Raw genomic sequence first — 23,648 nt, 5'->3', positions numbered from 1 at the left:
GCCGACGATGGGCGCGCCGCCGATGATGGGCGCGCCGCCGATGATGGGCGCGCCGCCGATGATGGGCGCGCCGCCGATGATGGGCGCGCCGCCGATGATGAGCGTGCCACCGATGATGAGCGCGGCGCGGCGCCGGGCGGCGGCGAGGCGGACCGCGGACCTCGGAGTGGCGCCGAGGAAGCGGATGCGACCAGGGCCGGGGAGCCGGATATGGTCCCGGACAACGACGGACGCCGCGGTTTCACCCGCACCGGAAGCGACGACCGCCGTCGCGGCGGCGAGGGCGCCCGAGCGGGCCGCACCCTCGACCGCCGCCCCCCGCGCCCGGAGGAACCGGACCTTCCGGACGATATTCAGGCCTCCGACCTGGACCCCACCATCCGCCGCGACCTCCTGAGCCTGGACAAGGGCAATGCCGAGACCGTCGCCAGGCACCTGGTGATGGCCGCCGACCTCATCGCGGACGACCCGGAGCTCGCGCTGGCCCACGCCAGGGCGGCGCGGCAGCGCGCGGGCCGGATCGCGGTGGTCAGGGAGACCGCGGGCGTCACCGCGTACCACGCGGGCGAGTGGGCGGAGGCACTCTCCGAGCTGCGCACCGCGCGCCGGATGTCCGGCGGCTCCGGGCTGCTCGCGGTCATGGCCGACTGCGAGCGCGGGCTCGGCCGCCCCGAGCGCGCCATCGAGCTCGGGCGCAGCGAGGAGGCTCGGGCGCTCAAGGGCGAGGAGGCCATCGAGCTGCGGATCGTGGTGGCGGGTGCGCGGATGGATCTCGGCCAGGTGGACCAGGCCGTGGTGACGTTGCAGACCGCCGATCTGGATCCGGCGCGCAGCGGGTCGGCGTACGCGCGGCTGTTCTACGCCTACGCGGACGCGCTGGTCGCGGCGGGACGGACCGACGAGGGGCTCACCTGGTTCCTCAACGCGGCGGCCGCGGACATCGAGGGCGATACCGACGCGGAGGACCGCGCCGCGGAGCTCACCGAGAACTGAACCTGTCGGTGCCCCCCGATACAGTGCGGGGGTCTCGTCGAGGAGCCCGGGCACACCCGGGTGGCCGGTCCGCGTCAGCGGCTCGTCCGGATTGGTGACGACCGGGGCCCGTCGCGGCGCCCGGGTGACGATGAGCACGGCGATCCCCGTGCTCGGTTCTGCGACCATGAGGACGAGACGGCGGTGCAGCCGCGCCGCGCGCGCCCGCAGCGGGTGCGTCCGATGGACCGGTTCGGCCGGATCCGAACGCCGAGACGAAACGAGGGTGGAGTGACCCGGCTACGAGACGGTTACCGAGCATTGCTGCTCGACCTGGACGGCACGCTGTATCGCGGCCACGCGGTGATCCCGGGCGCCCCGGAGGCGCTGCCCGCCGGGGCGGCGCAGCAGCTCGTCTACGTCACGAACAATGCCAGCCGCGGCCCGGAGGCCGTGGCCGAGCACCTCACCGAGCTCGGCTTCGCCGCGGGTACCGACGATGTGGTCACCAGTGCGCAGGCCGCGGCCCGGCTGCTCGCCGAGCGGGTGCCCGCGGGCGCCGATGTGCTGGTCGTCGGCACCGACGCGCTGGCCGCCGAGGTCCGCGGCGCGGGGCTGAATCCGGTGCGGCGCTTCGACGATCGGGTCCCGGCCGCGGTGGTGCAGGGGCATTCGCCGGAGACGGCGTGGCCGGATCTCGCGGAGGCCGCCTACGCGGTGCGGGCGGGGGCGCACTGGGTGGCCGCCAATACCGACCGCACCCTGCCGAACGAGCGCGGCCTGGCGCCGGGCAACGGCTCCATGGTGGCGGCGCTGCGCGCGGCCACCGACGCCGAGCCCGAGGTGGCGGGCAAACCCTTCGCGCCGCTGCTGGAGGACGCGCTGGCCAGGGCGGGCACTCGCGCCGCGCTGGTCGTCGGTGACCGGCTCGATACCGATATCGAGGGCGCCAACCGGGTCGGGCTGGATTCGCTGCTCGTGCTCACCGGCGTGAGCACCCTGGACGAGCTGGCCACGGCGCCGCCGGAGCACCGGCCCACCTACGTCGCGCTGTCCCTGGACGCGCTGAACCATCCGGTCGCCGCCGAGGCAGCGGAGCTCGGCTCGCCCGCCCTCGGCGAGCTGCTCGCCGCCGAGCCCGCGCGCGCCATCCCGGTGCGCGGCGGCGCGGGCGATCGGGCGGCGAACGGGGCCGCTACCGGCGGTGCCACGGCGGGACGGGCGGCGGCGGAGAGCGGTGCGGCCACGGGCAACGGCTCCGGAAATCCGATAGCCTCGAGCTCACGATGACTACTCCGACGCCGCGTCCGCACCCCGGCCCGCACGGCCACCGTCAGGGGATGCCGCTGCCGGGCAGCCACCTGCCCGGCGCCGGACCGGAGCCCGCCGACCCGGCACGGGTCAGGGAAGAGGTGCGCGAGCTGCTCGCCGAGCTGGAGGCCGGGGCGGGGCACGCGGATGCCGGGGTCGATCTCATCCGCCGGGCGAAGATCCTGGAACAGGCGCACGACGTGCTGGTCGAGGCGCTCGCCACGGTGGACAAGATCTGAGTGGCCAGGCGTGCGCGCGTTGACGCCGAGCTGGTCCGCCGCGGCATGGCCCGCTCGCGGGAACACGCGGTCGAATTGATCACCGCGGGCCGCGTCCTGATCAACGGCGCGGTCGCCTCGAAGGCGGCGACCGCGGTCGAGACCGGCACCCCGCTGCTGGTCCGCACCGAGCCGGACGAGGTTTCCTGGGCTTCGCGGGGGGCGCACAAGTTGCTCGGCGCGCTGGCCGCCTTCGGACCGGAGGGGCTGACCGTGGCCGGGCGGCGCTGCCTGGACGCGGGTGCCTCCACCGGCGGCTTCACCGACGTCCTGCTGTCCGAGGGGGCGGCGCACGTGGTGGCGGTGGATGTCGGGTACGGGCAGCTGGTGTGGCGGCTGCAGAGCGACGACCGGGTGACGGTGCTGGATCGCACCAATGTCAGGAACCTGACGCCGGAGGCGATCGGCGGGCCGGTCGAGCTGGTGGTGGGGGATCTGTCGTTCATCTCGCTGGGGCTGGTGCTGCCCGCGCTTGCCGCCTGCGCGGCGCCCGGCGCCGATCTGGTGCCGATGGTCAAGCCGCAGTTCGAGGTCGGGAAGGACCGGGTCGGCTCCGGCGGGGTGGTGCGCGATCCGGCGCTGCGCGCCGACGCGGTGCTGGAGGTCGCGGCCGCGGCGGCGGCGCTCGGGCTGCGGACGCGGGCGGTGACGGCGAGCCCGCTGCCCGGCCCGTCCGGCAATGTCGAATACTTCCTGTGGCTGCGGAACGAGGGCACGGTCGCCGACGACCGGGCCGCGGTCGCCACCATGGTGCAACGGGCCGTCGAGGAGGGACCACAGTGAACGCGGGAACGCCGCTCAGCGGCCGGGAGATTCTGCTGGTCGCGCATCCCGGCCGGGCCGAGATCATCGAGACCGCGCATCGGGTCGCCAAGATCTTCGCCGACGCCGGAATCGGGCTGCGGATCCTCGCCGACGAGGCCGACAGCACCCGGTTCGAGGGTGCGGTCGGCAGCGACGGCGCGGTGCGGGTGGTGGAGCACGGCCCGGCCGCCGCGGTCGGCTGCGAGATGGTGCTCGTCCTCGGCGGCGACGGCACGCTGCTGCGCGCGGCCGAGCTGGCCCGCCCCGCCGCCACCCCGGTGCTCGGAATCAACCTGGGCCGCATCGGCTTCCTCACCGAGGCCGAGGCGGAGAACCTGGACGAGGCGCTGGCCCAGGTGGTGCAGCACGACTACCGGGTCGAGCACCGGATGACCATCGACGTCACCGTCCGGGTGGAGGACGAGATCGTCGAAACCGGCTGGGCGCTCAATGAAGCCAGCATCGAGAACGCCTCCCGGATCGGGGTGCTCGAGGTGGTGCTCGAGGTGGACGGCAGGCCGGTCTCGGCCTTCGGCTGCGACGGCATCCTGCTCGCGACCCCGACCGGCTCCACCGCCTACGCGTTCTCCGCGGGCGGGCCGGTGGTCTGGCCGGAACTGGAAGCGCTGCTGGTGATCCCGAGCAATGCGCACGCCCTGTTCGCGCGGCCGCTGGTCACCAGCCCGGAGTCGCGGATCGCGGTCGAGTCGGTCGCGACCGGACACGATGCGATAGTTTTCCTGGATGGCAGGCGCACGCTGGCGCTGCCGCGCGGCAGCCGCGTGGAGGCGGTCCGCGGAGCCGAGCCGGTGCGCTGGGTGCGGCTGGACTCGGCGCCCTTCGCGGACAGAATGGTGCGCAAGTTCCAATTGCCCGTGACAGGCTGGCGAGGCCGGCGGCGAACGGAGAGCACAAGTGCTGACAGAGATCAGGATTGACGGCCTCGGCGTCATATCCGCCGCGACCGCGCAATTCCACGAGGGGCTGACCGTCCTCACCGGCGAGACCGGCGCGGGCAAGACCATGGTGGTCACCAGCCTGCACCTGCTCAGCGGGGCGAGGGCGGATGCCGGGCGGGTCCGCCTCGGCGCCGAGAAGGCCGTGGTGGAGGGGCGATTCACGGTCGACGAGCTGAACGAGGCGGCGCGTACCGAGGTCGGGGCGGTGCTGGAGTCGGCGGCCGCCGAGGCCGACGACGACGGCAGCGTCATCGCTATCCGCACGGTCGGCAAGGACGGGCGCTCGCGGGCGCACCTGGGCGGGCGCGGCGTGCCCGCCTCGGTGCTGGCCGGGTTCACCGCGCCGCTGCTCACCGTGCACGGGCAGAACGACCAGCTGCGGCTGCAGCGGCCGGAGCAGCAGCTGGCGGCGCTGGACCGGTTCGCGGCGGAGGCCGTGGAGCCGCTGCTGCGCGGGTACCGCAAGCATCGGAAGGCCTGGCTGGCGGCGCGGGAGCGGCTGCTGGAGCGCACCGCGCGCAGCCGGGAGCTGGCGCTGGAGGCGGATCGGCTGACGCACTCGCTCACCGAGATCGATGCCGTCCAGCCGGAGCCGGGCGAGGATCTGCGGATCGTGGACGAGGTGCGCAGGCTCAGCGACCTGGACTCGCTGCGCGAGGCCGCGGTGGTGGCGCACGACGCGCTGGCCGGGCCTGCCGACGCGCCCGACGCCGGGTCAGGAGCGCTCGACCTGCTCGGGACCGCGCGGGCGCGGCTGGAGGGTGCCGAGGATCCGGCGCTCACCGCGCTGGCGCCGCGGCTGGCCGATGCCATCGCGGTCGTGGTCGACCTGACCACCGAGCTCAGCGGGTACCTCTCCGACCTGCCCGCGGACCCGGGTGCGCTGGATTCGCTGCTCACCAGGCAGGCCGAGCTGAAGACGCTGACCAGGAAGTACGCCGCCGACGTGGACGGGGTGCTCGCCTGGGCGGAGGAGTCGCGGGCCCGGCTCGCCTCGCTGGACGTCTCCGAGGAGGCCATCGCGGCGCTGGCCGCCGAGGTCGACGCGGCCGCCGAGAAGGTGCGGGCGGCGGCGGTCAAGCTGAGCGCGGCGCGGAGCAGGGCGGCGGGCAAGCTCGCCGCCGCGGTGAGCGCGGAGCTGGCCGGGCTGGCCATGGGCAAGGCGCGGCTGGAGGTGACGGTGCGGCAGCTGGTGGCGAGTGCGCAGGATGCGGCGCCGCTCACCGTGGACGGGGTCGAGCTGCACGCCGGGTCGGCCGGGGTGGACGAGGTGGAGTTCCGGTTGTCCGCGCACTCGGGCGCGCAGTCGCTGCCGCTGAGCAAGAGCGCCTCCGGGGGTGAGCTCTCCCGGGTCATGCTGGCGCTGGAGGTGGTGCTCGCCGGGTCGGATCACGGGGCGACCATGGTGTTCGACGAGGTGGACGCCGGGGTCGGCGGGCGGGCCGCGGTCGAGATCGGGCGCAGGCTGGCGCGGCTGGCGCGCACCCACCAGGTGATCGTGGTGACGCACCTGCCGCAGGTGGCCGCCTTCGCCGACACCCACCTGGTGGTGAGCAAGTCGGACGACGGGAAGGGGCGGGTGGACAGCGGCGTGCGGTCGCTGGACCGCGAAGAGCGCGTGGTCGAGCTCGCGCGCATGCTCGCCGGGCTGGACGACACCGAGACCGGTCGCGCGCACGCCGAGGAGCTCCTCGAAACCGCCCGCGCCGAACGCGAACCGGCCAGCGCCTGAACCCCGCTGCCGCGCGGTGGGTCGAGCCCCCGCGCCGAACGCGAACGCGCGAGGGCCTGAACCCCGCCGCCGCGCGGTGGGTCGAGCGCTCGTGCCGAACGGGAACGCGCGAGGGCGCCCGGCCGTCGGACCGGGCGCCCTCGCGAGACCTGCGTCAGCGAACCGCTTTCTGCGCACCCTTGATCATGGTGGTGATCAGGTTGCGCAGTGCCAGCTCCAGCACCTTGCCCGGCACCGGCAGCTTGGGCTCGGACTCCATGGTGTAGCTGACCAGCGTGCCGCCATCGGTGTCGGCGAAGGTGACGACGCCGATGTGCCGCTTGACCGGCGCCCCGGCGACGATCTTGTACGCCATCCGCTCGTTCGGCACCAGCTCGGTGGTCTCCTCGGTGATCCCGACCCCGCCGATGCCGACGAGGTGCTGCGCACCGACGCCCTCGCGCTCCGTGCTGCCCGGCCGCTTCAGGGTGATATTCACCGCCAGGTGCGGGCTCATGCTCTCGCGGTTCGCGAAGAGGCGGTAGACGACATCGCGCGGGGCGGCGACGACGGCATCGACGGTGGTGCTGGCCATAGAGACGGCTCTCCTCGGGTCGGACTGTCTGCGACAGCAGCATATCGGGTTGGCTGGGGGTTCGCCGGGGCGCCCGGAGTGGTATCACTGTGACGAATGTGGCGGCAGATGCGGCGCGCCTCCACCTGTGGTCGAGGGTTTGTGGTCATCATCGGCCCATGAAGATGCCGGCGCTGCTGTCGAGGAGTTCCGAAACGCTGCCTGGTCGCTCCGGAATAGCCAGAGTGGATCGCAACACCCGGCGGCTGCTGAAACGAGTCGGTCCGGGCGATATCGCGGTGCTCGACGAGATGGATCTGGACCGGTCCACCGCGGATCGGCTCCTGGAGGCGGGCGTCGTCGCCGTGGTGAACACCTCGCCCTCGATCTCCGGCCGGTACCCGAACCTGGGCCCCGAGGTGCTGGTGGCCAATGACGTCCTGCTGCTGGACACGCTGAGCTCGGATGCCTTCTCCAAGATCAAGGACGGCGCCAAGGTCCGGATCCACGAGGGCACCGTCTACGCCGACAAGCTGGTGAAGAAGGAGCCCGAAGCGCTGGTCGACGGCATCGAGCTCACCGAGTCGGTGGTGGGCGACCGGATGATCGAGGCCCGCAACGGGCTCGCCGACCACCTGGCGGCCTTCGCGGGCAACACCATCGAGTTCGTGCGCACCGAGAGCAGCCTGCTGATCGACGGTGTCGGCGTGCCGGAGCTGACGCTGACCATGAAGCAGGCGCACGTGGTGGTGGTCGGCGACGGCCCGGACCACGCCGACGACCTGCGCAGGCTCAAGCCCTTCGTCAAGGAGTACGCGCCGATCATGGTCGGCGTCGGCCGCGGCGCGGACACGCTCATGCGGCAGGGGTACAAGCCGGACCTGATCGTCGGCGACCCGGACGAGATCACCACCAAGACGCTGCGCTCCGGCGGCGAGGTGATCCTGCCCGCCGACACCGACGGCCACGCCAAGGGGCTGGACCGGATCCAGGATCTCGGCATCGGCGCCATCACCTTCCCGTCCTCCGGCTCGCCGACCGATCTCGCGCTGCTGCTCGCGCACCACCACGGCGCGGCCATGATCGTCACCGCCGGGGCGGCGGCCTCGCTGGACGAGTTCTTCGACCGGGGTCGCAAGGACAGCAACCCGGCCACCTTCCTGACCCGGCTCAAGCTCGGCACCTCGCTGGTGGACGCCAAGGCGGTCGCCACGCTGTACCGGCACCGGGGCTCGGGCGCGGCACTGGCGCTGGTGGTGCTGGCCGCGCTGATCGCGGTGATCGTGGTGCTGGTCGCCTCGGACAGCAGCGGCACGGTCCTGGACTGGGGCATCGACACCTGGAACCGCTTCGCCGTCTGGGTGCAGGGCCTGGCCGGCGCGGGCGACAACTGAGGGGACCGCGATGATCTCGCTGCGTCAGCATGCCATCTCGATCGTGGCGATCTTCCTCGCGCTCGCCCTGGGGGTGGTGCTCGGCTCGCAGACGCTCGCCGCCGACCTGCTCGGCGGGCTGCGCTCGGACAAGGCGGAGCTGCGCACCCAGCTGGACGCGGCGAACGAGCAGAATCGGCAGCTCACCGAGCAGTTGTCGGCGGCCGACGATTTCCTGGCGAAGTCCGCGGGCGCGGTGGTGCAGGGCACGCTGACCGATCGGACCGTGCTGGTCTTCACCACCCCGGACGCGGCGCCGGAGGACGTGGACACGGTGAGCCGGAACCTGGAGGCCGCGGGCGCCGCCATCACCGGGCGGATCGCGCTGAATATTCCGTTCCTCGACACCGGCGAGGGGGATCGGCTGCGCAGCGCGCTGATCAACGTGATCCCGGCAGGCGCGCAGCTGCGCACCGGCGCGACCGACCAGGGCAGTATCGCCGGTGACCTGCTCGGGCAGGTGCTGCTGCTCGACCCGGTGACGGCGCAGCCGCGCAGCACGCCGGAGGAGTTCGGGCTGGTGCTGGAGACGCTGCGCGGGGGCGGGTTCCTCGCCTACGGCGAGGATCCGGTGCGCGCGGGGCAGCTCGCGGTGGTGATCACCGGGGACATGCCGGACGCCGCCGACGGCAGTCGCGGGGTCTCGCTGGCGCGGTTCGCCGGTGGGCTGGACTCCGCCAGCGCGGGGGTGGTGCTGGTCGGGCGGCCCGGCTCGGTGCAGGGGCAGGGACCGATCGACGTAGTGCGCTCGGACGCCCCGCTCGCGGCCGCGGTGACCACGGTGGACAACCTCGACCGGGAGATCGGCCGGGTGACCGCGGTGCTCGGGCTCGGGGAGCAGTTGAACGGTGGCGCCGGGCGCTACGGGACCGGCCCCAAGGCGATGGCGCTCACGCTGAAGGCGCCGTCGAGCTGAGCGCCGGCGCCGAGCGGGCGCCCACCCGCGCCGGCTTCCAGCGGGCGGCGCCACCCCGCGCCGGCTTCTGGTGAGCGCGCCCACGCGCGCGGGCCCACCGGAGCGGGCTCATGGCGGCAGGCCCACCGGAACGGGCTCACGGCGGCAGGCCACGCAGCCGCCGGACACCCGCCCGGCGCACCCTGCGCGACGCAACTCACAGCGGCGCGCCCGGCGCATGACCCGAACCCTGGCGACTTTCCGGCAAACCCGCGTGGCGGGTGAGCGCGGAGCCGGGCGCATGTTACCGTGAAGACCCGTGGGTCAAACACGGATTCAGGCGCGAACAGCCACGAAGCACATCTTCGTCAGCGGTGGCGTCGCCTCCTCACTGGGCAAGGGTCTTACCGCTTCCAGCCTCGGTCAGCTGCTGACCGCGCGGGGGCTCCGGGTGACGATGCAGAAGCTCGACCCCTACCTCAATGTCGACCCCGGCACCATGAACCCCTTCCAGCACGGCGAGGTGTTCGTGACCGAGGACGGCGCCGAGACCGATCTGGACGTCGGCCACTACGAGCGCTTCCTCGACCGCGACCTCTCCAGGGACGCGAACGTGACCACCGGGCAAATCTATTCGACGGTGATCGCCAAGGAGCGCCGCGGCGAGTACCTGGGCGACACGGTGCAGGTGATCCCGCACATCACCGACGAGATCAAGAGCCGCATCCTGGCCATGAGCGCCCCCGACACCGAGGGCATCATCCCGGACGTGGTGATCACCGAGATCGGCGGCACCGTCGGCGATATCGAGTCGCAGCCCTTCCTGGAGGCGGCGCGGCAGGTGCGGCACGACGTGGGCCGGGAGAACGTCTTCTTCCTGCACGTCTCGCTGGTCCCGTACCTGGCGCCCTCCGGCGAGCTCAAGACCAAGCCGACGCAGCACTCGGTGGCCGCGCTGCGCAGTATCGGCATCCAGCCGGACGCGCTCATCCTGCGCTGCGACCGCGAGGTGCCGCAGGGGCTCAAGAGCAAGATCGCGCTCATGTGCGACGTGGACGTGGACGGCTGCATCTCCACCCCGGACGCGCCGTCGATCTACGACATCCCCAAGGTGCTGCACCGCGAGGGGCTCGACGCCTACGTGGTGCGCCGGCTCGGGCTGCCCTTCCGCGACGTGGACTGGACCGTCTGGGGCGACCTGCTGGACCGGGTGCACTCGCCGCGCGAGACCGTCGAGGTGGCGCTGGTCGGCAAGTACGTCGACCTGCCCGACGCCTACCTCTCGGTCACCGAGGCGCTGCGCGCAGGCGGCTTCGCCTCGCGGGCCAGGGTGCAGATCCGCTGGGTGCAGTCGGACGATTGCGCCACCCCGGCCGGTGCCGCCGCCGCGCTGCGCGACGTGGACGCGGTGCTCATCCCCGGCGGCTTCGGCATCCGCGGGATCGAGGGCAAGGTCGGTGCCGTCACCTACGCCCGCACCCGCGGGCTGCCGCTGCTCGGGCTGTGTCTCGGGCTGCAGTGCGTGGTGATCGAGGCGGCGCGCTCGATCGGGCTGGCCGAGGCCAACTCGGCGGAGTTCGAGCCGGAGACCCCGCACCCGGTGATCTCCACCATGGACGACCAGAAGCAGATCGTGGCGGGCGAGGCCGACCTGGGCGGGACGATGCGGCTCGGCGCGTACCCGGCGGTGCTGGCGAAGGGGTCGCAGGTGGCGCAGGCGTACGGCGCCGAGCAGGTCTCCGAGCGGCACCGGCACCGGTACGAGGTGAACAATGCCTACCGGGACCGGATCGCCGCGAGCGGGCTGCGGTTCAGCGGCACCTCGCCGGACGGGCGGCTGGTGGAGTTCGTCGAGCTGCCCGCCGACAGGCATCCGTTCTTCGTCGCCACCCAGGCGCACCCCGAGCTCAAGAGCCGCCCGACCCGGCCGCACCCGCTCTTCGCCGCGCTCATCGCGGCGGCGCTGAAGTACAAGCTCGCCGAGCGGTTGCCGGTGGATATCCCGGACGAAGAGTTCGCGAGCGCGGAACAGGGGTGACCGGCATGGGCGAGTCAGGCCCGGAGGCGGGAGCGGAGCGTGGCCACGAAGGGCCCTCGCGCATGCCGAACGAACACGGCATGGGCGAGTCAGGCCCGGAGGCGGGAGCGGAGCGTGGCCACGGAGGGCCCTCGCGCATGCCGAAAGAACACAGCGTGGGTGAACAGGCGGGGAGGCACACCTTCGAGACGGTTTCCTCGGAGACCGTCTACAGCGGGGCGATTCTGGCGCTGCGCCTCGACCAGGTGGTGATGCCGGGCGGCACGGTCGCCGAGCGCGAGGTGGTGGAGCACCACGGCGCGGTCGCGGTGGTCGCCGTGGACGACGCCGGTGACGTGGTGCTCATCCGGCAGTACCGGCACCCGATCGGCGCCAGGCTGCTGGAGCTGCCCGCCGGGCTGATCGATATCGAGGGCGAGGATCCGCTGGCCGCCGCGAAGCGGGAGCTGGCCGAGGAGACCGGGCTGGCCGCCGAGCGCTGGTCGGTGCTGGTGGACGTCGCGCTCTCGCCGGGCTTCACCGACGAGGCGCTGCGCATCTACCTGGCCGAGGGGCTCACCGCGACCGACCGGCCCGACCCGGAGCTGGAGGAGGCCGATATCGCGCTGGTGCGGCTACCGGTCGCCGAGGCGGTGCGCGCGGCGCTGGCCGGGGAGATCGTGAACGCCACCGCGGTGGCCGGGGTGCTCGCGCTGGCCACCGCGCGCGCCACCGGCACCGAGCTGCGGGCAGCCGACGCGCCGTGGCCGGGGCAGCCGACCGCCCTGCTGCGCAGGCAGGCTCGGCAGCGCGAGAGCTGAGCGGTGCTCGCCCGGGAGATCGACGGCTACCTGGACCATCTCGCGGTCGAGCGCGGCGCGGCCCGCAATACCGTGACCGCCTATAGGCGCGACCTGAGCAGGTACCGCGAGTTCCTGGCCGCCCGCGGCATCACCGCGCTGGAGCAGGCGGGCGAGGCCGATGTGGCCGAGTTCGCCACCGCACTGCGCGCGGGCGGTGCGGGCAGGCCCGCGCTGGCCGCCGGATCGGTGGCGCGGGCGCTGATCGCGGTGCGCGGGCTGCACCGCTTCGCCGCCGCCGAGGGGCTGGCGGGCACCGACGTCGCACGCGCGGTGCAGCCGCCGAGCCAGGGCCGCAGGCTGCCGAAGGCGCTGCCCTACGACCAGGTGCTCGCGCTGCTGGAGGCGGCGGGCGGCGGCGCCGCCGACGCGCCACGCGCGCTGCGCGACCGGGCCCTGCTCGAGCTGCTGTACTCCACCGGCGCCCGGATCTCCGAGGTGGTCGGGCTGGACGTGGACGACCTGGACACCGACGGCCGCGCGGTGGTGCTGCACGGCAAGGGCGGCAAGCAGCGCATGGTGCCGATCGGGCGCCCGGCGCTGACCGCGATCGACGCCTACCTGGTGCGCGGGCGCCCCGCGCTGGTGCCGAAGGGGCGGGCCGCGGGCGGGCCCGCGCTCTTCCGCAACGCGCGCGGCGGCCGGCTCTCCCGGCAGAGTGCCTGGCAGGTGCTGCGGCGCGCCGCCGAGCGGGCCGGGATCGAGGCGGCGGTCTCGCCGCACACCCTGCGGCACTCCTTCGCGACGCACCTGCTCGACGGCGGCGCCGACGTGCGGGTGGTGCAGGAGCTGCTCGGCCACGCCTCGGTGACGACCACGCAGATCTACACCCTGGTCACAGTGACGACGCTGCGCGAGGTCTGGGCCACCGCGCACCCGAGGGCCTGACGCGACCCGACCCGCCGTTTTCGTACCCACCGGCCCGTAACCCGCACGCCGGGCGGTGACACGGGCAACACTGGGACGCGCGTGTCCGAGCGACGGTGCACCTCACGAGGCGGTAGCGTCTATCGGAAGCTGGACCGTACGAGAGCGAGGTCGCGCCCCACCGGCTTCGCTACGCTCGGCAAGGAACGGGCAGGACGTATAAGGAGCAGCGGATCGTGACCACAGCCAGTGCGGGACCGCCGAGCAACGCGTCCGTCCGGGGTCTGTCCGCCCGCGCGGAGCGCCGCGGCGACGCCGAGCCCAAGCGGCCCTCCGACGCCGCTGCCAGCTCGCTCTGGGGCGAGGGCGCCGAGCCCGTACCCGAGAACGCCGATCTCGGCCCCACCGGCAGACCGCTCCGCGCGGTGCCGGACCCGCCGCCGGTGGAGCAGACCGGCGAGGCGCTGATCGTCGCCATGTGCAACCAGAAGGGCGGCGTCGGCAAGACCACCTCCACCATCAACCTGGGCGCCGCGCTCGCCGAGTACGGCCGCCGGGTGCTGCTGGTCGACCTGGACCCGCAGGGCGCGCTCTCCGCCGGGCTCGGGGTGGCACACCACGATCTGCAGTACACGGTGCACAACATCCTGGTCGAGAACCGCATCGGGATCGATGACGTGGTGATGGAGACGAGGGTCGACGGCCTCGATCTGCTCCCCAGCAATATCGATCTCTCCGCGGCGGAGATCCAGCTGGTGAACGAGGTCGGCCGTGAGCAGTCGCTGGGCCGCGCGCTCGCGCCGGTGCGGGACCAGTACGACTACATCCTGATCGACTGCCAGCCCTCGCTCGGGCTGCTCACCATCAACGCGCTGGCCTGTGCGGACGGCGTCATCATCCCGATGGAGTGCGAGTACTTCTCGCTGCGCGGGCTGGCGCTGCTCACCGACACCGTGGACAAGGTGCGGGACCGGCTGAACCCGCGGCTCAGCCTGTACGGCATCGTGGTCACCATGTTCGACGCCAGGCTGCAGCACGCCAGGCAGGTCATGGCGCGGGTGGTCGAGGTCTTCGGCGACCTGGTCTACGACACCGCCATCGGCCGTACCGTCCGCTTCCCGGACGCCAGCGTGGCGGGGGAGCCGATCACCACCTGGGCGCCCAAGTCGACCGGCGCCGAGCAGTATCGATCGATGGCCAGAGAGGTCATCCACCGGTCCGGCCGGTGACCGCGACCGTCACCGCCGAGGCGCCGCGCCACTCGTTCCACCTGCGGCTGAGCAATTTCGAGGGGCCGTTCGACCTGCTGCTGCAGCTGATCAGCGCGCGCAAGCTGGATGTCACCGAGGTCGCGCTGCACAAGGTCACCGACGAGTTCATCGCCTACACCAAGGCGCTCACCGCGGCCATGTCGGCGCCGAACGGGCTGCGCGCGGACAAGATCCTGGACGAGACCACCGAGTTCCTGGTGGTCGCCGCCACGCTGCTCGACCTCAAGGCGGCCCGGCTGCTGCCCGCGGGCGAGATGACCGACGCCGAGGATCTGGAGCTGCTCGAGGCGCGCGACCTGCTCTTCGCCCGGCTGCTGCAGTACCGGGCGTTCAAGCAGGTCGCGGAGTTGTTCGCGGAGCTGGAGGCGGTGGCGCTGCGGCGCTACCCGCGCTCGGTGGGGCTGGAGGAGCGCTTCGCCGGGCTGCTGCCCGAGGTCACGCTCGGGGTGGACGTGCCGCGGTTCGCGGAAATAGCGGCGGCGGCCTTCCAGCCCAAGCCGAAGCCGCGGGTCGGGCTGGACCACCTGCACGCGCACACCGTCTCGGTGGCCGAGCAGGCCGAGCTGGTGCTGGCCCTGCTCAGGGCGCGCGGCATCGGCGGCTGGACCACCTTCGCCGAGCTGGTCACCGGCCTCACCGAGCCGATCGAGATCGTGGCGCGCTTCCTCGCGCTGCTCGAGCTGTATCGGGGCAAGCACATCGAGTTCGACCAGCCGGAGCCGCTCGGCCCGCTCGGCGTGAGCTGGACCGGCGATCCGGCGGCGGTCCGCGACCCGGCCACGATCGAGGAGGACTACGGATGACCGACGCCGTGGCGAAGTTCACGCCGGAGCCGCTGGACGGCCCGGAATTCCGGGCGGCGCTGGAGGCCATGCTGCTGGTGGTGGACGCCCCGGCCCCGGTGGAACAGCTGGCCGCGGCGCTGGACGACACGGCGGAGCGGGTGGAGACGGCGCTGCGCGGGATGTCCGCCGAGCTCGCCGCCAACGGCAGCGGGATCGACCTGCGTTTCGTCGGGGACGGCTGGCGCTTCTATACTCGCAGCGAGTACGCACCCTATGTGGAACGGGTACTGCTCGACGGCGCCAGGACCAAACTGACCAGGGCGGCGCTGGAGACCCTGGCGGTCATCGCGTACCGCCAGCCGGTCACCAGAACCAGGGTCGGCGCGGTGCGCGGGGTCAATGTCGACGGCGTGATGCGCACGCTGCTGGCACGGGGCCTGATCGCCGAGGACGGTGTCGATCCGGAGACCAACGGCACCCTCTACCGCACCACGGAGCTCTTCCTGGAGCGGATCGGGCTGGCGTCGCTCAGCGATCTGCCGCCACTGGCGCCGCTGCTTCCCGGCGTCGACCTGATCGACGAGATCAACGAGAGCCTGGAGACGGATCCCCGCTACACCAGGTTGCGAAAACCCGCCGAGGCCGAGCTCGACCTCGGTACCGAGAACTGACAGGAACGATGAATACGCCCGCTCGCCGAGATGGCACACCGGACCGTAGAACCCGCAGCGACCAGCCCGGCCGGGGCAGACCGGAGCGCGGACAGCGCGCTGCCGCCGCCCGCGCCGCCGGTCGCGCCGACAGCGCCCGCCGCGCGGGCGAGGACCGTGATCGCCGCCGCGAACGCGGCGATGGCGACGGCCGGGGCAGCGGCACCGGCCGCCCGGCCGCCGGGTACGGCCGCGGTGACGGCGGCTCGGGCCGTCCGGTCGCCGGGTACGGACGCCGGGACGACAGCTACGGCCGTGGTGACGGCGGCCAGGCCGGTCGGGGCGGCCGGGCCGATGGCGGCCGCCCGGCCGGTGCGTCCGGCGGCAGGTCCGCGGCCGCACCCGACCGCCGGTCCGACGGCGGCCCGCGCCGCGACGCGCGCCCCGCGGCGCGCAAACCCAAACCGGAGCGGCAGCAGAGCACGAACCCGCGGCTCAGCAATGCCAAACCCGCCAAGCACCAGCACGTCGAAGAGGGCGGCCACACCAAGCTCCCGTGGGGTGAGGGCGAACGGCTACAGAAGGTGCTCGCCAAGGCGGGCGTGGCCTCGCGGCGCGCCGCCGAGGAGCTGATCGCGCAGGGCCGGGTCGAGGTGGACGGCGCCATCGTCACCGAGCAGGGGCTGCGGATCGACCCGGAGAACGCCGTGGTCCGGGTGGACGGCACCCGCGTCGTGGTGCGCGAGGAGCTGGTGCACCTGGCGCTGAACAAGCCGCGCGGCTGGCAGTCCACCATGTCCGACGACCTGGGCCGGCCGTGCGTCGGCGACATCGTCGCCGAGCGGGTCGCCGCGGGCCAGCGGCTCTTCCACGTCGGCAGGCTGGACGCCGACACCGAGGGGCTGCTGCTGCTCACCAACGACGGCGACCTGGCGCACCGGCTCATGCACCCCTCCTACGAGGTGCACAAGACCTACCTGGCCACCGTGCGCGGCGAGGTGGACCGCTCGCTGGGCAAGCGGCTGCGCTCCGGCATCGAACTGGAGGACGGCCCGGCCGGCGTCGACCGCTTCCAGGTGCTCGAGGTGAACGAGGGACGATCCCTGGTCAAGCTGGAGTTGCACGAGGGGCGCAAGCACATCGTGCGCAGGCTGCTCGCCGAGGTGGGCCACCCGGTGGACCGGCTGCTGCGCACGCACGTCGGCCCGGTGGCGCTCGGCGATCAACGTCCGGGCACGCTGAAGGTGCTCGGGCGGGACGAAATCGGCAAACTCTACGAGGCGGTGCAGTTGTGAACGGTCTGGAGATCCCCGTGGCCGATACCGCGCGGTTGTCGGACGATTCCCCGCTGGTGGTGGCGATGGACGGCCCGTCGGGGACCGGGAAGTCCAGCGTCTCGCGGCAGCTGGCCACCCGGCTGCGCGCCCGCTACCTGGACACCGGCGCCATGTACCGGGTCGCCACCCTGCGGGTGCTGCGGCTCGGCGTCGACCCGGCCGACCCGGCCGCCGTCGCCGCGGCCGTGGCCGAGCTGCCGCTGACGATCGGCACCGACCCCGGGCAGGAGCTGATCCAGCTCGCCGGCGAGGACGTCGCCGACGAGATCAGGGGCAGCGTGGTGACCCGCGCGGTCTCCGCGGTCTCCGCGGTGCCCTCGGTGCGCGAGCTGCTGGTGGCGCTGCAGCGCGAGATCGCGGCGAGCGCGGGCCGGATCGTGGTCGAGGGCCGCGATATCGGCACCGTCGTGCTGCCCGACGCGGACGCCAAGGTCTACCTGACCGCCTCCGCCGAGGCCCGCGCGCACCGCCGCAACCAACAGAACATCCGCGAGGGCAGGGGCGACGACTACGCCGGGGTCCTCGCCGACGTGCAGCGCAGGGACACCCTCGACTCGACGCGGGCGGTCTCCCCGCTGCGCCCGGCCGCCGACGCGGTCCGGGTGGACACCAGCGAGCTGGACATGGACGAGGTCATCGACGCGCTGTACCGGGTGGTCGGCAATGCCGTCGCCGGGAACGGGGGGCCGCGGTGACCGAGGACGTACTCGCCGGCGACGGCGTGTGGAGCGACGAATCCGACTGGGAGCTCGACGAGTTCGATGCCGAGGCGGAGGCGGGCGAAGAGCTCGCCATGCCCACCCTCGCGGTGGTCGGCCGCCCCAACGTGGGCAAGTCGACCCTGGTGAACCGGATCCTCGGCCGCCGCGAGGCCGTCGTCGAGGACATCCCCGGCGTGACCAGGGACCGGGTCTCCTACGAGGCGAGCTGGTCCGGGCGGCGCTTCTGGGTGCAGGACACCGGCGGCTGGGAGCCGGACGCCAAGGGGCTGCAGCAATCGGTGGCGCGCCAGGCCGAGCTGGCCATGTCGACCGCCGACGCCATCCTGCTCGTGGTGGACGCCGTGGTCGGCGCCACCGCCACCGACGAGGCCGCGGTGAAGAAGCTGCGGCGCAGCAAGATCCCGGTCATCCTGGTCGCCAACAAGGTGGACGACGCGCGCGCCGAGGCCGAGGCGGCTTCGCTCTGGTCGCTCGGGCTCGGCGAGCCGCGGATGGTCAGCGCGGCGCACGGCCGCGGCACCGGCGACCTGCTGGACGACGTGCTCGCGGCGCTCCCGGAGACCCCGCGCGAGGGCACCACCGGCACCGGCCCGCGCCGGGTCGCGCTGGTCGGCAAGCCGAACGTCGGCAAGTCCAGCCTGCTCAACAAGCTGGCCGGGGACGAGCGCTCGGTGGTGCACGATGTCGCGGGCACCACCGTCGACCCGGTGGACTCGCTGGTCGAGCTCGGCGGCAAGATCTGGAAGTTCGTCGACACCGCCGGGCTGCGCCGCAAGGTGGCGCACGCCTCCGGCACCGAGTTCTACGCCTCGCTGCGCACCAAGGCCGCGCTGGAGGCCTCCGAGGTCGCGATCATGCTGATCGACGCCGCGCAGCCGCTCACCGAGCAGGACCTGCGGGTGATCAGCCTGGTCGCCGACTCCGGGCGCGCGCTGGTGCTGGCCTTCAACAAGTGGGACCTGGTCGACGAGGACCGGCGGCTCACCCTGGAGAAGGAGGTCGATCGCGACCTCGTCCGGGTGCCGTGGGCGCAGCGGGTGAACATCTCCGCGCACACCGGCCGCGCGGTGCAGAAGCTGGTGCCCGCCATGGAGGGCGCGCTGGAGTCCTGGGACAAGCGCATCTCCACCGGGCGGCTCAACAACTGGCTCAAGGAGGTCGTCGCGGCGACCCCGCCGCCGATGCGCGGCGGTCGGCTGCCCCGGGTGCTCTTCGCCACCCAGGCCGGCACCCGCCCGCCGACCTTCGTGCTCTTCACCACCGGTTTCCTGGAGGCGGGGTACCGCCGCTTCCTGGAGCGGCGGCTGCGCGAGGAGTTCGGCTTCGACGGCTCGCCGGTGCGCATCTCGGTGCGCGTGCGGGAGAAGCGCGAGCGCAAGAAGTAAACGACGCGCGAACGGCGGGGACGGTCGGTGACCGTCCCCGCCGTTGCGCTACTCCGAGACCGGGAAGAGCGAGGGGCCGTCCTCCGGGACGCCGTCGACCTGGCCGTGGTGCTTGCCGAAGAGCTCGTCGGCGTCGTCGGCCGGGAGCTGCTCGACCTCGTCCTCGGTCTCGGCGACCACCTCGTCCCCGGTGTGATCGCGGGGCTCGCCGTAATCCGGCTCCTCCTCGGCGAGGCGCTGGGCCAGCGTCTCGCCTTCGCGCTCCTCGCGGGCGGTCATGCCGAAGCGGTTGGCGCCGCTCCAGTCGTCCGGCGGATCCACCACGACATCGCCGTCGTCGTTGCGCACCTCGTCGGAGTCGAGGGCCTCGGCCGGCGACAGGATGTCGCCGGGACCGTCTTCGCTGCTCGCGTCGGTACTCATACGGCAGCGGTTCCCTACCGGCCCCCGGGCAAACGTGGCACCAGCCTGGTCCTGCGGTAGGCGGCGGGGGTGGTGCCGGTCCAGCGCTTGAAGGCGTGGATGAAGGGGGTGGCCTCGGCGTAGCCGAGCCGCAGCGCGATGTCGTCCACCGACATCGGGGTGGCGGCGAGCAGCTCCTCGGCCAGCGTGCGGCGCACCTCGTCGAGCAGGCCCCGGTAGCTGGTGCCCGCCGCGGCGAGCCTGCGGCGCAGGGTCCGGGTGCTCATGGCGAGCTCGGCGGCGACGGCGTCCAGCGTCGGCGGGCCGCTCGGGCCGGGGAAGAGCCGCTCCCGCACGTCGGCGGCGATGCCGGTGCGGGCGCGGCGGCGGCTCACCAGGTCGCGGCACTGCGCCACGCACATGGCCCATGTCGCCTGGTTCGCCTGCGGCAGCGGCTGGGTGAGCAGCGCGGACGGCACCCCGAAGAGCGTCCGCGGGCGGTCGAAGCACGGCTCGACGCCGAGCGCGGCGGTCAGCGTGGCGGCGTTCGGCGGGGCCGGGAAAGCGAACTCGGCGCGGGTGAAGGTGCACGGGCGGCCGAGCAGGTCGCTCATCACGCGGTGGATGGCGACGATGTCCCGCTGCACCAGGAACCACTGCAGGTCGGCCGGGACGGTGGCGTAGTGGAACCGGGTGAGCACCTCGTGCTCGCCCCACTCCACCTCCGGGGTGCAGAAGGCGAAGCCGAGGCTGTAGTAGCGCAGCGCCAGCGAGATGGCCTCGCGCAGGGTGGCGCTGGTGACGCAGGCGAAGCCGAAGATGCCGAAGGTGCTGATCCGGTAGCGCCGCCCGACCGCGGCGCCGGCATCGTCCGCGCCGAGCGCGCGGACCAGCGCGCGCACCACGGTCAGCTCGGTGTGCGCCTCGATCTGCCGATCCGGGTCGGTGAGCACGGCCGGGGTGAGGCCGGTACCCGCCAGCAGCCGCGGCGCCGAGACCCCGTGCTCGCCCGCGTACTCGACCATCACCCCGACGCTGGCGACGCCGCGCGGGAAGCCCCAGTCGCGGACCTCCGCCTGCTCGACTCCGTGCATGACCTCAGTATGGCCGAAACTATTGATTCTTTGACCTCAGGTATTTGCTGTGCGGCCCCTCACAGGCCATAGCGTAGAGGTATGTCCAGTAGTGCACCGTCGATCGTCATCATCGGCACCGGTTTCGGCGGCCTCGGCGTCGCCATCGAGCTGCAGCGCGCCGGTTTCGGTGACTTCACCATCCTGGAGCGCGCGGCCGACCTCGGCGGCGTCTGGCGGGAGAACACCTACCCCGGCGCGGGCTGCGATATCCCGTCACCGCTGTACTCGTTCTCCTACGAGCCCAAGGCGGACTGGCCCAAGCGCTTCTCCGGCCAAGCCGACATCCACGGCTACCTGCGGGGCGTGGCGGCCAAGCACAACCTGCTGCCGCGCATCCGCTTCGGCTCCGAGGTCACCGAGGCCGCCTACGACGACGCGACCGGCACCTGGACCGTGCGGCTCACCGACGGCACCGAGATCGGCTGCGACGTGCTGATCTCCGCGGTCGGTCAGCTCTCCCGGCCCGCGCTGCCCGCCATCCCCGGGATCGAGAGCTTCAGCGGCCGATCGTTCCACTCCGCGGAGTGGGACCACGACGTGCGGCTCACCGGCAAGAAGGTGGCGGTGATCGGCACCGGCGCCAGCGCCGTCCAGTTCGTGCCCGCCATCGCGCCGAGCACGGCGCGCCTGACGCTCTTCCAGCGCTCGGCGGCCTGGATCATGCCGAAGAACGACATCGAGTACTCGCGGCTGCACCACACTCTCTTCCAGCTGCTCCCGGTCACCCGGCTGGCCGAGCGGCTCTGGTTCTGGACGTTCTGCGAGTTCCTCTCGCTCGCCCTCGTCGACGTGCCGCCCATCCGCAGGCTGGTCACCTGGATCGGCATGCGCCAGCTGCGCAAGCAGGTGCCGGATCCGGCGCTGCGGGCGAAGCTCACCCCGGACTACCCGGCGGGCTGCAAGCGCGCGCTCTTCTCCAACGAGTACCTGCCCGCGCTCACCGCGCCGAACGTCCGGGTGGAGACCACGGGCATCGCAGGCATCGAACCGGAGGGCGTGCGCACCGCCGACGGCGAGCTGCACGAGGCCGACGTGATCGTCTACGGCACCGGCTTCAAGGGCACGGAGTTCCTCTGGCCCATGACGATCCGCGGGCGCGGCGGGCGCGAGCTGGCGGACGACTGGGCGGGCGGGGCGCGCGCGTACAAGGGCATCACCGTGCCCGGCTACCCGAACCTGTTCCTGATGTACGGCCCGAACACCAACCTCGGCGTCGGCTCCATCGTCTACATGATCGAGTCGCAGGCGAGCTACATCCGGCAGGCGCTGGAGCGGCTGGCTCGGCACCCCGGCCTGGTGCTCGACACCCGCACCGACAAGGCGGCGCAATTCGACGCCCACCTGCAGAAACGCCTCGCTCGCACGCCGTGGAACTTCTGCGGCAGCTGGTACCGCAGCGCGAACGGGCGGATCACCAACAACTGGCCGGGCACCGTCCTCAGCTACCGGCTGCGAACCCGCAGGCTGAACCCCGCCGACCACCCGCTGCTTCCCGTCGGAGCACCGAAGGAGCTCTCCCGATGACTTTCGACTACGACGTGCTGATCGTCGGCTCCGGCTTCGGCGGCAGTGTGAGCGCGCTGCGGCTCACCGAGAAGGGGTACCGGGTGGGCGTGGTCGAGGCGGGGCGCCGCTTCGCCGACCACGAGTTCGCCAAGACCTCCTGGCGCGCCGACAAATATCTGTGGGCGCCGTGGGCCAAGTGCTATGGCATCCAGCGGCTCACCCTGCTCGACGACACCCTGATCATGAGCGGCTCCGGCGTCGGCGGCGGCTCCCTGGTCTATGCGAACACGCTCTACGAGCCGCCGGAGAAGTTCTTCGCGGACCGGCAGTGGGCGCACATCACCGACTGGAAGTCGGAGCTGCTGCCCTACTACGACCAGGCCAAGCGGATGCTCGGCGTCACCACCAACCCGGCCACCACCGCCACCGACCGGATCCTGCGCGAGGTGGCCGAGGAGATGGGGGTCGGCGACTCCTACCAGCGCACCCCGGTCGGGGTGTTCTTCGGCGGGCCGGGCAGCAGGCCCGGGCAGGACGTCCCCGACCCGTTCTTCGGCGGCGTCGGCCCGGCCCGGCGCACCTGCACGCACTGCGGCGAGTGCATGACCGGGTGCCGCCACAATGCGAAGAACAGCCTGGTCAAGAACTACCTCTACCTGGCCGAGCGGGCCGGGGCCGAGGTGCACCCGCTGACCACCGTCACCGATGTGCGGCCGCTCTCCGGCGGCGGGTACGCGGTCGAGACCGTCGGCACCGGGCGGGTGCTGCGAAAGCGGAAGCGCACCTTCACCGCCGAGCAGGTGATCTTCTCCGCCGCCGCGCTCGGCACCCAGCGGCTGCTGCACAAGCTGCGCGATTCCGGCTCGCTGCCGGACATCTCGCCGCGGCTCGGGTATCTGGCGCGCACCAACTCCGAAGAGCTGCTCGTCGTGCGCACCCGCAGGGACGACACCGACTTCACCAGGGGCGTGGCGATCACCTCGTCGATCCACCCCGATGCCGACACGCACATCGAGCCGGTGCGCTATGGGAAGGGCAGCAACACCATGGCCGTGATCGGCACCGCCATGGTGGACGAGGTGGACGGCGTCTCCAAGGGGCGGCTGTGGTTGCGGCAGATGGTGCGCGGGCGGCGCGACATCGCGCGCATGCACAACCCGCGGCGCTGGTCCGAGCAGATGATCGGGCTGCTGGTCATGCAGTCGCTGGACAACTCGATCACCACCTACACCGGGCGCGGGCTGTTCGGGCGCAAGAAGATGCGCACCAGGCAGGGGGAGGGGGCGCCCAACCCGACCTGGATCCCGGCCGGGCACGAGGTGGCGAACCGGATCGGCGAGAAGATCGACGGGTTCCCGACCGGTGCGATCAGCAGCCTGTTCAATATCCCGATGACCGGGCACTTCATCGGGGGCTGCGTGATCGGGGACTCGCCGGAGAGCGGGGTGGTGGATCCGTACCACCGGCTCTACGGGCACCCCGGGCTGCACGTCATCGACGGGTCGACGATCACCGCGAATCTCGGGGTGAACCCGTCGCTGACGATCACCGCGCAGGCCGAGCGGGCGGTTGCCCTGTGGCCCAACAAGGGTGAGGCCGATCAGCGGCCCGCGCTCGGGGCGGCGTATCGGCGGATCGCGCCGGTGGCGCCGAACAATCCGGTGGTGCCGGAGAGCGCGCCGGGGGCGCTGCGGTTGCCGCTGGTGGAGATCACGGTCAAGGGGAAGCCGGTGCCTGCGCCCGCGGGGGAGTAGCAGCCGGAGAGCGCCACCT

At 72.8% G+C, this 23,648-nt stretch carries 22 protein-coding genes; 19 read left to right on the top strand and 3 right to left on the bottom strand.

Translation table 11 applies throughout. From position 1 onward, the window contains the following. The 6 genes from NH2_RS29350 to recN all read left to right on the top strand — a co-directional run. The coding region (locus NH2_RS29350; RefSeq protein WP_245650804.1) for a tetratricopeptide repeat protein at window positions 1-993 on the top strand (993 nt) is incomplete at its 5' end. 270 nt (window positions 994-1,263) lie between these two features. After that, on the top strand, window positions 1,264-2,262 hold the full coding sequence (locus NH2_RS27820; protein WP_084505958.1) for an HAD-IIA family hydrolase: 999 nt from the start codon (window positions 1,264-1,266) through the stop codon (window positions 2,260-2,262). Further along, a complete protein-coding gene (locus NH2_RS27815; RefSeq protein WP_245650802.1) occupies window positions 2,259-2,522 on the top strand; it encodes a hypothetical protein in 264 nt (87 codons plus the stop codon). Before NH2_RS27820 ends, NH2_RS27815 begins: the two co-directional genes overlap by 4 nt. Continuing rightward, on the top strand, window positions 2,523-3,344 hold the full coding sequence (locus NH2_RS27810) for a TlyA family RNA methyltransferase (protein ID WP_067660958.1): 822 nt from the start codon (window positions 2,523-2,525) through the stop codon (window positions 3,342-3,344). Beyond that, window positions 3,341-4,303 carry an NAD kinase gene (locus NH2_RS27805; protein ID WP_067660955.1) on the top strand — a complete coding sequence of 321 codons (963 nt, stop codon included), beginning with the start codon at window positions 3,341-3,343 and terminating at the stop codon, window positions 4,301-4,303. Before NH2_RS27810 ends, NH2_RS27805 begins: the two co-directional genes overlap by 4 nt. Further along, a complete protein-coding gene (recN, locus tag NH2_RS27800; RefSeq protein WP_067660952.1) occupies window positions 4,281-6,056 on the top strand; it encodes a DNA repair protein RecN in 1,776 nt (591 codons plus the stop codon). The genes NH2_RS27805 and recN overlap by 23 nt, the downstream gene beginning before the upstream one ends. A 154-nt stretch (window positions 6,057-6,210) precedes the next feature. Here the strand turns inward: recN and NH2_RS27795 are convergent, their stop codons facing one another. After that, window positions 6,211-6,630, bottom strand: coding sequence for an SRPBCC family protein (locus tag NH2_RS27795; protein WP_067660949.1), 420 nt, complete (start codon window positions 6,628-6,630; stop codon window positions 6,211-6,213). Window positions 6,631-6,788: 158 nt separating this feature from the next. Between NH2_RS27795 and steA the strand changes: the two genes are divergently transcribed. The 11 genes from steA to der all read left to right on the top strand — a co-directional run bounded on the left by steA (window position 6,789) and on the right by der (window position 18,831). Further along, window positions 6,789-8,003 carry a putative cytokinetic ring protein SteA gene (gene steA / locus NH2_RS27790; RefSeq protein WP_067660946.1) on the top strand — a complete coding sequence of 405 codons (1,215 nt, stop codon included), beginning with the start codon at window positions 6,789-6,791 and terminating at the stop codon, window positions 8,001-8,003. A gap of 10 nt (window positions 8,004-8,013) precedes the next feature. Continuing rightward, window positions 8,014-8,958 carry a copper transporter gene (locus NH2_RS27785; protein WP_067660944.1) on the top strand — a complete coding sequence of 315 codons (945 nt, stop codon included), beginning with the start codon at window positions 8,014-8,016 and terminating at the stop codon, window positions 8,956-8,958. A gap of 298 nt (window positions 8,959-9,256) precedes the next feature. Further along, on the top strand, window positions 9,257-10,975 hold the full coding sequence (gene pyrG / locus NH2_RS27780; protein WP_067660941.1) for a CTP synthase: 1,719 nt from the start codon (window positions 9,257-9,259) through the stop codon (window positions 10,973-10,975). A gap of 155 nt (window positions 10,976-11,130) precedes the next feature. Beyond that, the gene (locus NH2_RS27775) at window positions 11,131-11,775 is read left to right on the top strand and encodes an NUDIX domain-containing protein (protein ID WP_439951797.1); all 645 of its coding nucleotides are present in this window, start codon (window positions 11,131-11,133) and stop codon (window positions 11,773-11,775) included. A 3-nt stretch (window positions 11,776-11,778) separates the two neighbouring features. Further along, complete coding sequence (gene xerD, locus NH2_RS27770) at window positions 11,779-12,702, top strand: site-specific tyrosine recombinase XerD (RefSeq protein WP_067660938.1); 924 nt, start codon at window positions 11,779-11,781, stop codon at window positions 12,700-12,702. Window positions 12,703-12,965: 263 nt separating this feature from the next. Beyond that, complete coding sequence (locus tag NH2_RS27765; RefSeq protein ID WP_169811547.1) at window positions 12,966-13,910, top strand: ParA family protein; 945 nt, start codon at window positions 12,966-12,968, stop codon at window positions 13,908-13,910. Further along, complete coding sequence (locus NH2_RS27760) at window positions 13,907-14,755, top strand: segregation and condensation protein A (protein ID WP_067660932.1); 849 nt, start codon at window positions 13,907-13,909, stop codon at window positions 14,753-14,755. Before NH2_RS27765 ends, NH2_RS27760 begins: the two co-directional genes overlap by 4 nt. Then, on the top strand, window positions 14,752-15,408 hold the full coding sequence (gene scpB, locus NH2_RS27755; RefSeq protein ID WP_067660930.1) for an SMC-Scp complex subunit ScpB: 657 nt from the start codon (window positions 14,752-14,754) through the stop codon (window positions 15,406-15,408). Before NH2_RS27760 ends, scpB begins: the two co-directional genes overlap by 4 nt. A gap of 8 nt (window positions 15,409-15,416) precedes the next feature. Beyond that, complete coding sequence (locus NH2_RS28490; protein ID WP_084505957.1) at window positions 15,417-16,682, top strand: pseudouridine synthase; 1,266 nt, start codon at window positions 15,417-15,419, stop codon at window positions 16,680-16,682. A 65-nt stretch (window positions 16,683-16,747) separates the two neighbouring features. Continuing rightward, the gene (gene cmk, locus NH2_RS27745) at window positions 16,748-17,419 is read left to right on the top strand and encodes a (d)CMP kinase (protein ID WP_084505959.1); all 672 of its coding nucleotides are present in this window, start codon (window positions 16,748-16,750) and stop codon (window positions 17,417-17,419) included. Then, window positions 17,416-18,831 (top strand): ribosome biogenesis GTPase Der, encoded by a 1,416-nt coding sequence (gene der / locus NH2_RS27740; protein WP_067660927.1) that lies wholly within the window; start codon window positions 17,416-17,418, stop codon window positions 18,829-18,831. Before cmk ends, der begins: the two co-directional genes overlap by 4 nt. 48 nt (window positions 18,832-18,879) lie before the next feature. Here the strand turns inward: der and NH2_RS27735 are convergent, their stop codons facing one another. Both NH2_RS27735 and NH2_RS27730 read right to left on the bottom strand, forming a co-directional pair. Further along, entirely contained in the window at window positions 18,880-19,254 is a 375-nt protein-coding gene (locus tag NH2_RS27735; RefSeq protein ID WP_067660926.1) for a hypothetical protein, read from the bottom strand. Between the two features lie 14 nt (window positions 19,255-19,268). After that, window positions 19,269-20,327: an AraC family transcriptional regulator gene (locus tag NH2_RS27730; protein ID WP_067660923.1), complete on the bottom strand. Its 1,059-nt coding sequence runs from the start codon at window positions 20,325-20,327 to the stop codon at window positions 19,269-19,271. A gap of 81 nt (window positions 20,328-20,408) precedes the next feature. Here NH2_RS27730 and NH2_RS27725 point away from each other — a divergent pair, with 81 nt between their 5' ends. Both NH2_RS27725 and NH2_RS27720 read left to right on the top strand, forming a co-directional pair. Beyond that, window positions 20,409-21,893: a flavin-containing monooxygenase gene (locus tag NH2_RS27725; protein ID WP_067660922.1), complete on the top strand. Its 1,485-nt coding sequence runs from the start codon at window positions 20,409-20,411 to the stop codon at window positions 21,891-21,893. Beyond that, window positions 21,890-23,629 carry a GMC family oxidoreductase N-terminal domain-containing protein gene (locus NH2_RS27720; RefSeq protein ID WP_067660920.1) on the top strand — a complete coding sequence of 580 codons (1,740 nt, stop codon included), beginning with the start codon at window positions 21,890-21,892 and terminating at the stop codon, window positions 23,627-23,629. Before NH2_RS27725 ends, NH2_RS27720 begins: the two co-directional genes overlap by 4 nt. Window positions 23,630-23,648 lie beyond the last annotated feature (19 nt).

Source organism: Nocardia harenae NBRC 108248 (genome assembly GCF_001612885.1).
In the GTDB taxonomy this organism is placed as follows: Bacteria; Actinomycetota; Actinomycetes; order Mycobacteriales; family Mycobacteriaceae; genus Nocardia; species Nocardia harenae.
The sequence above is the reverse complement of the archived record's forward strand: the minus strand, read 5'-3'. Positions and strand labels throughout refer to the sequence as shown.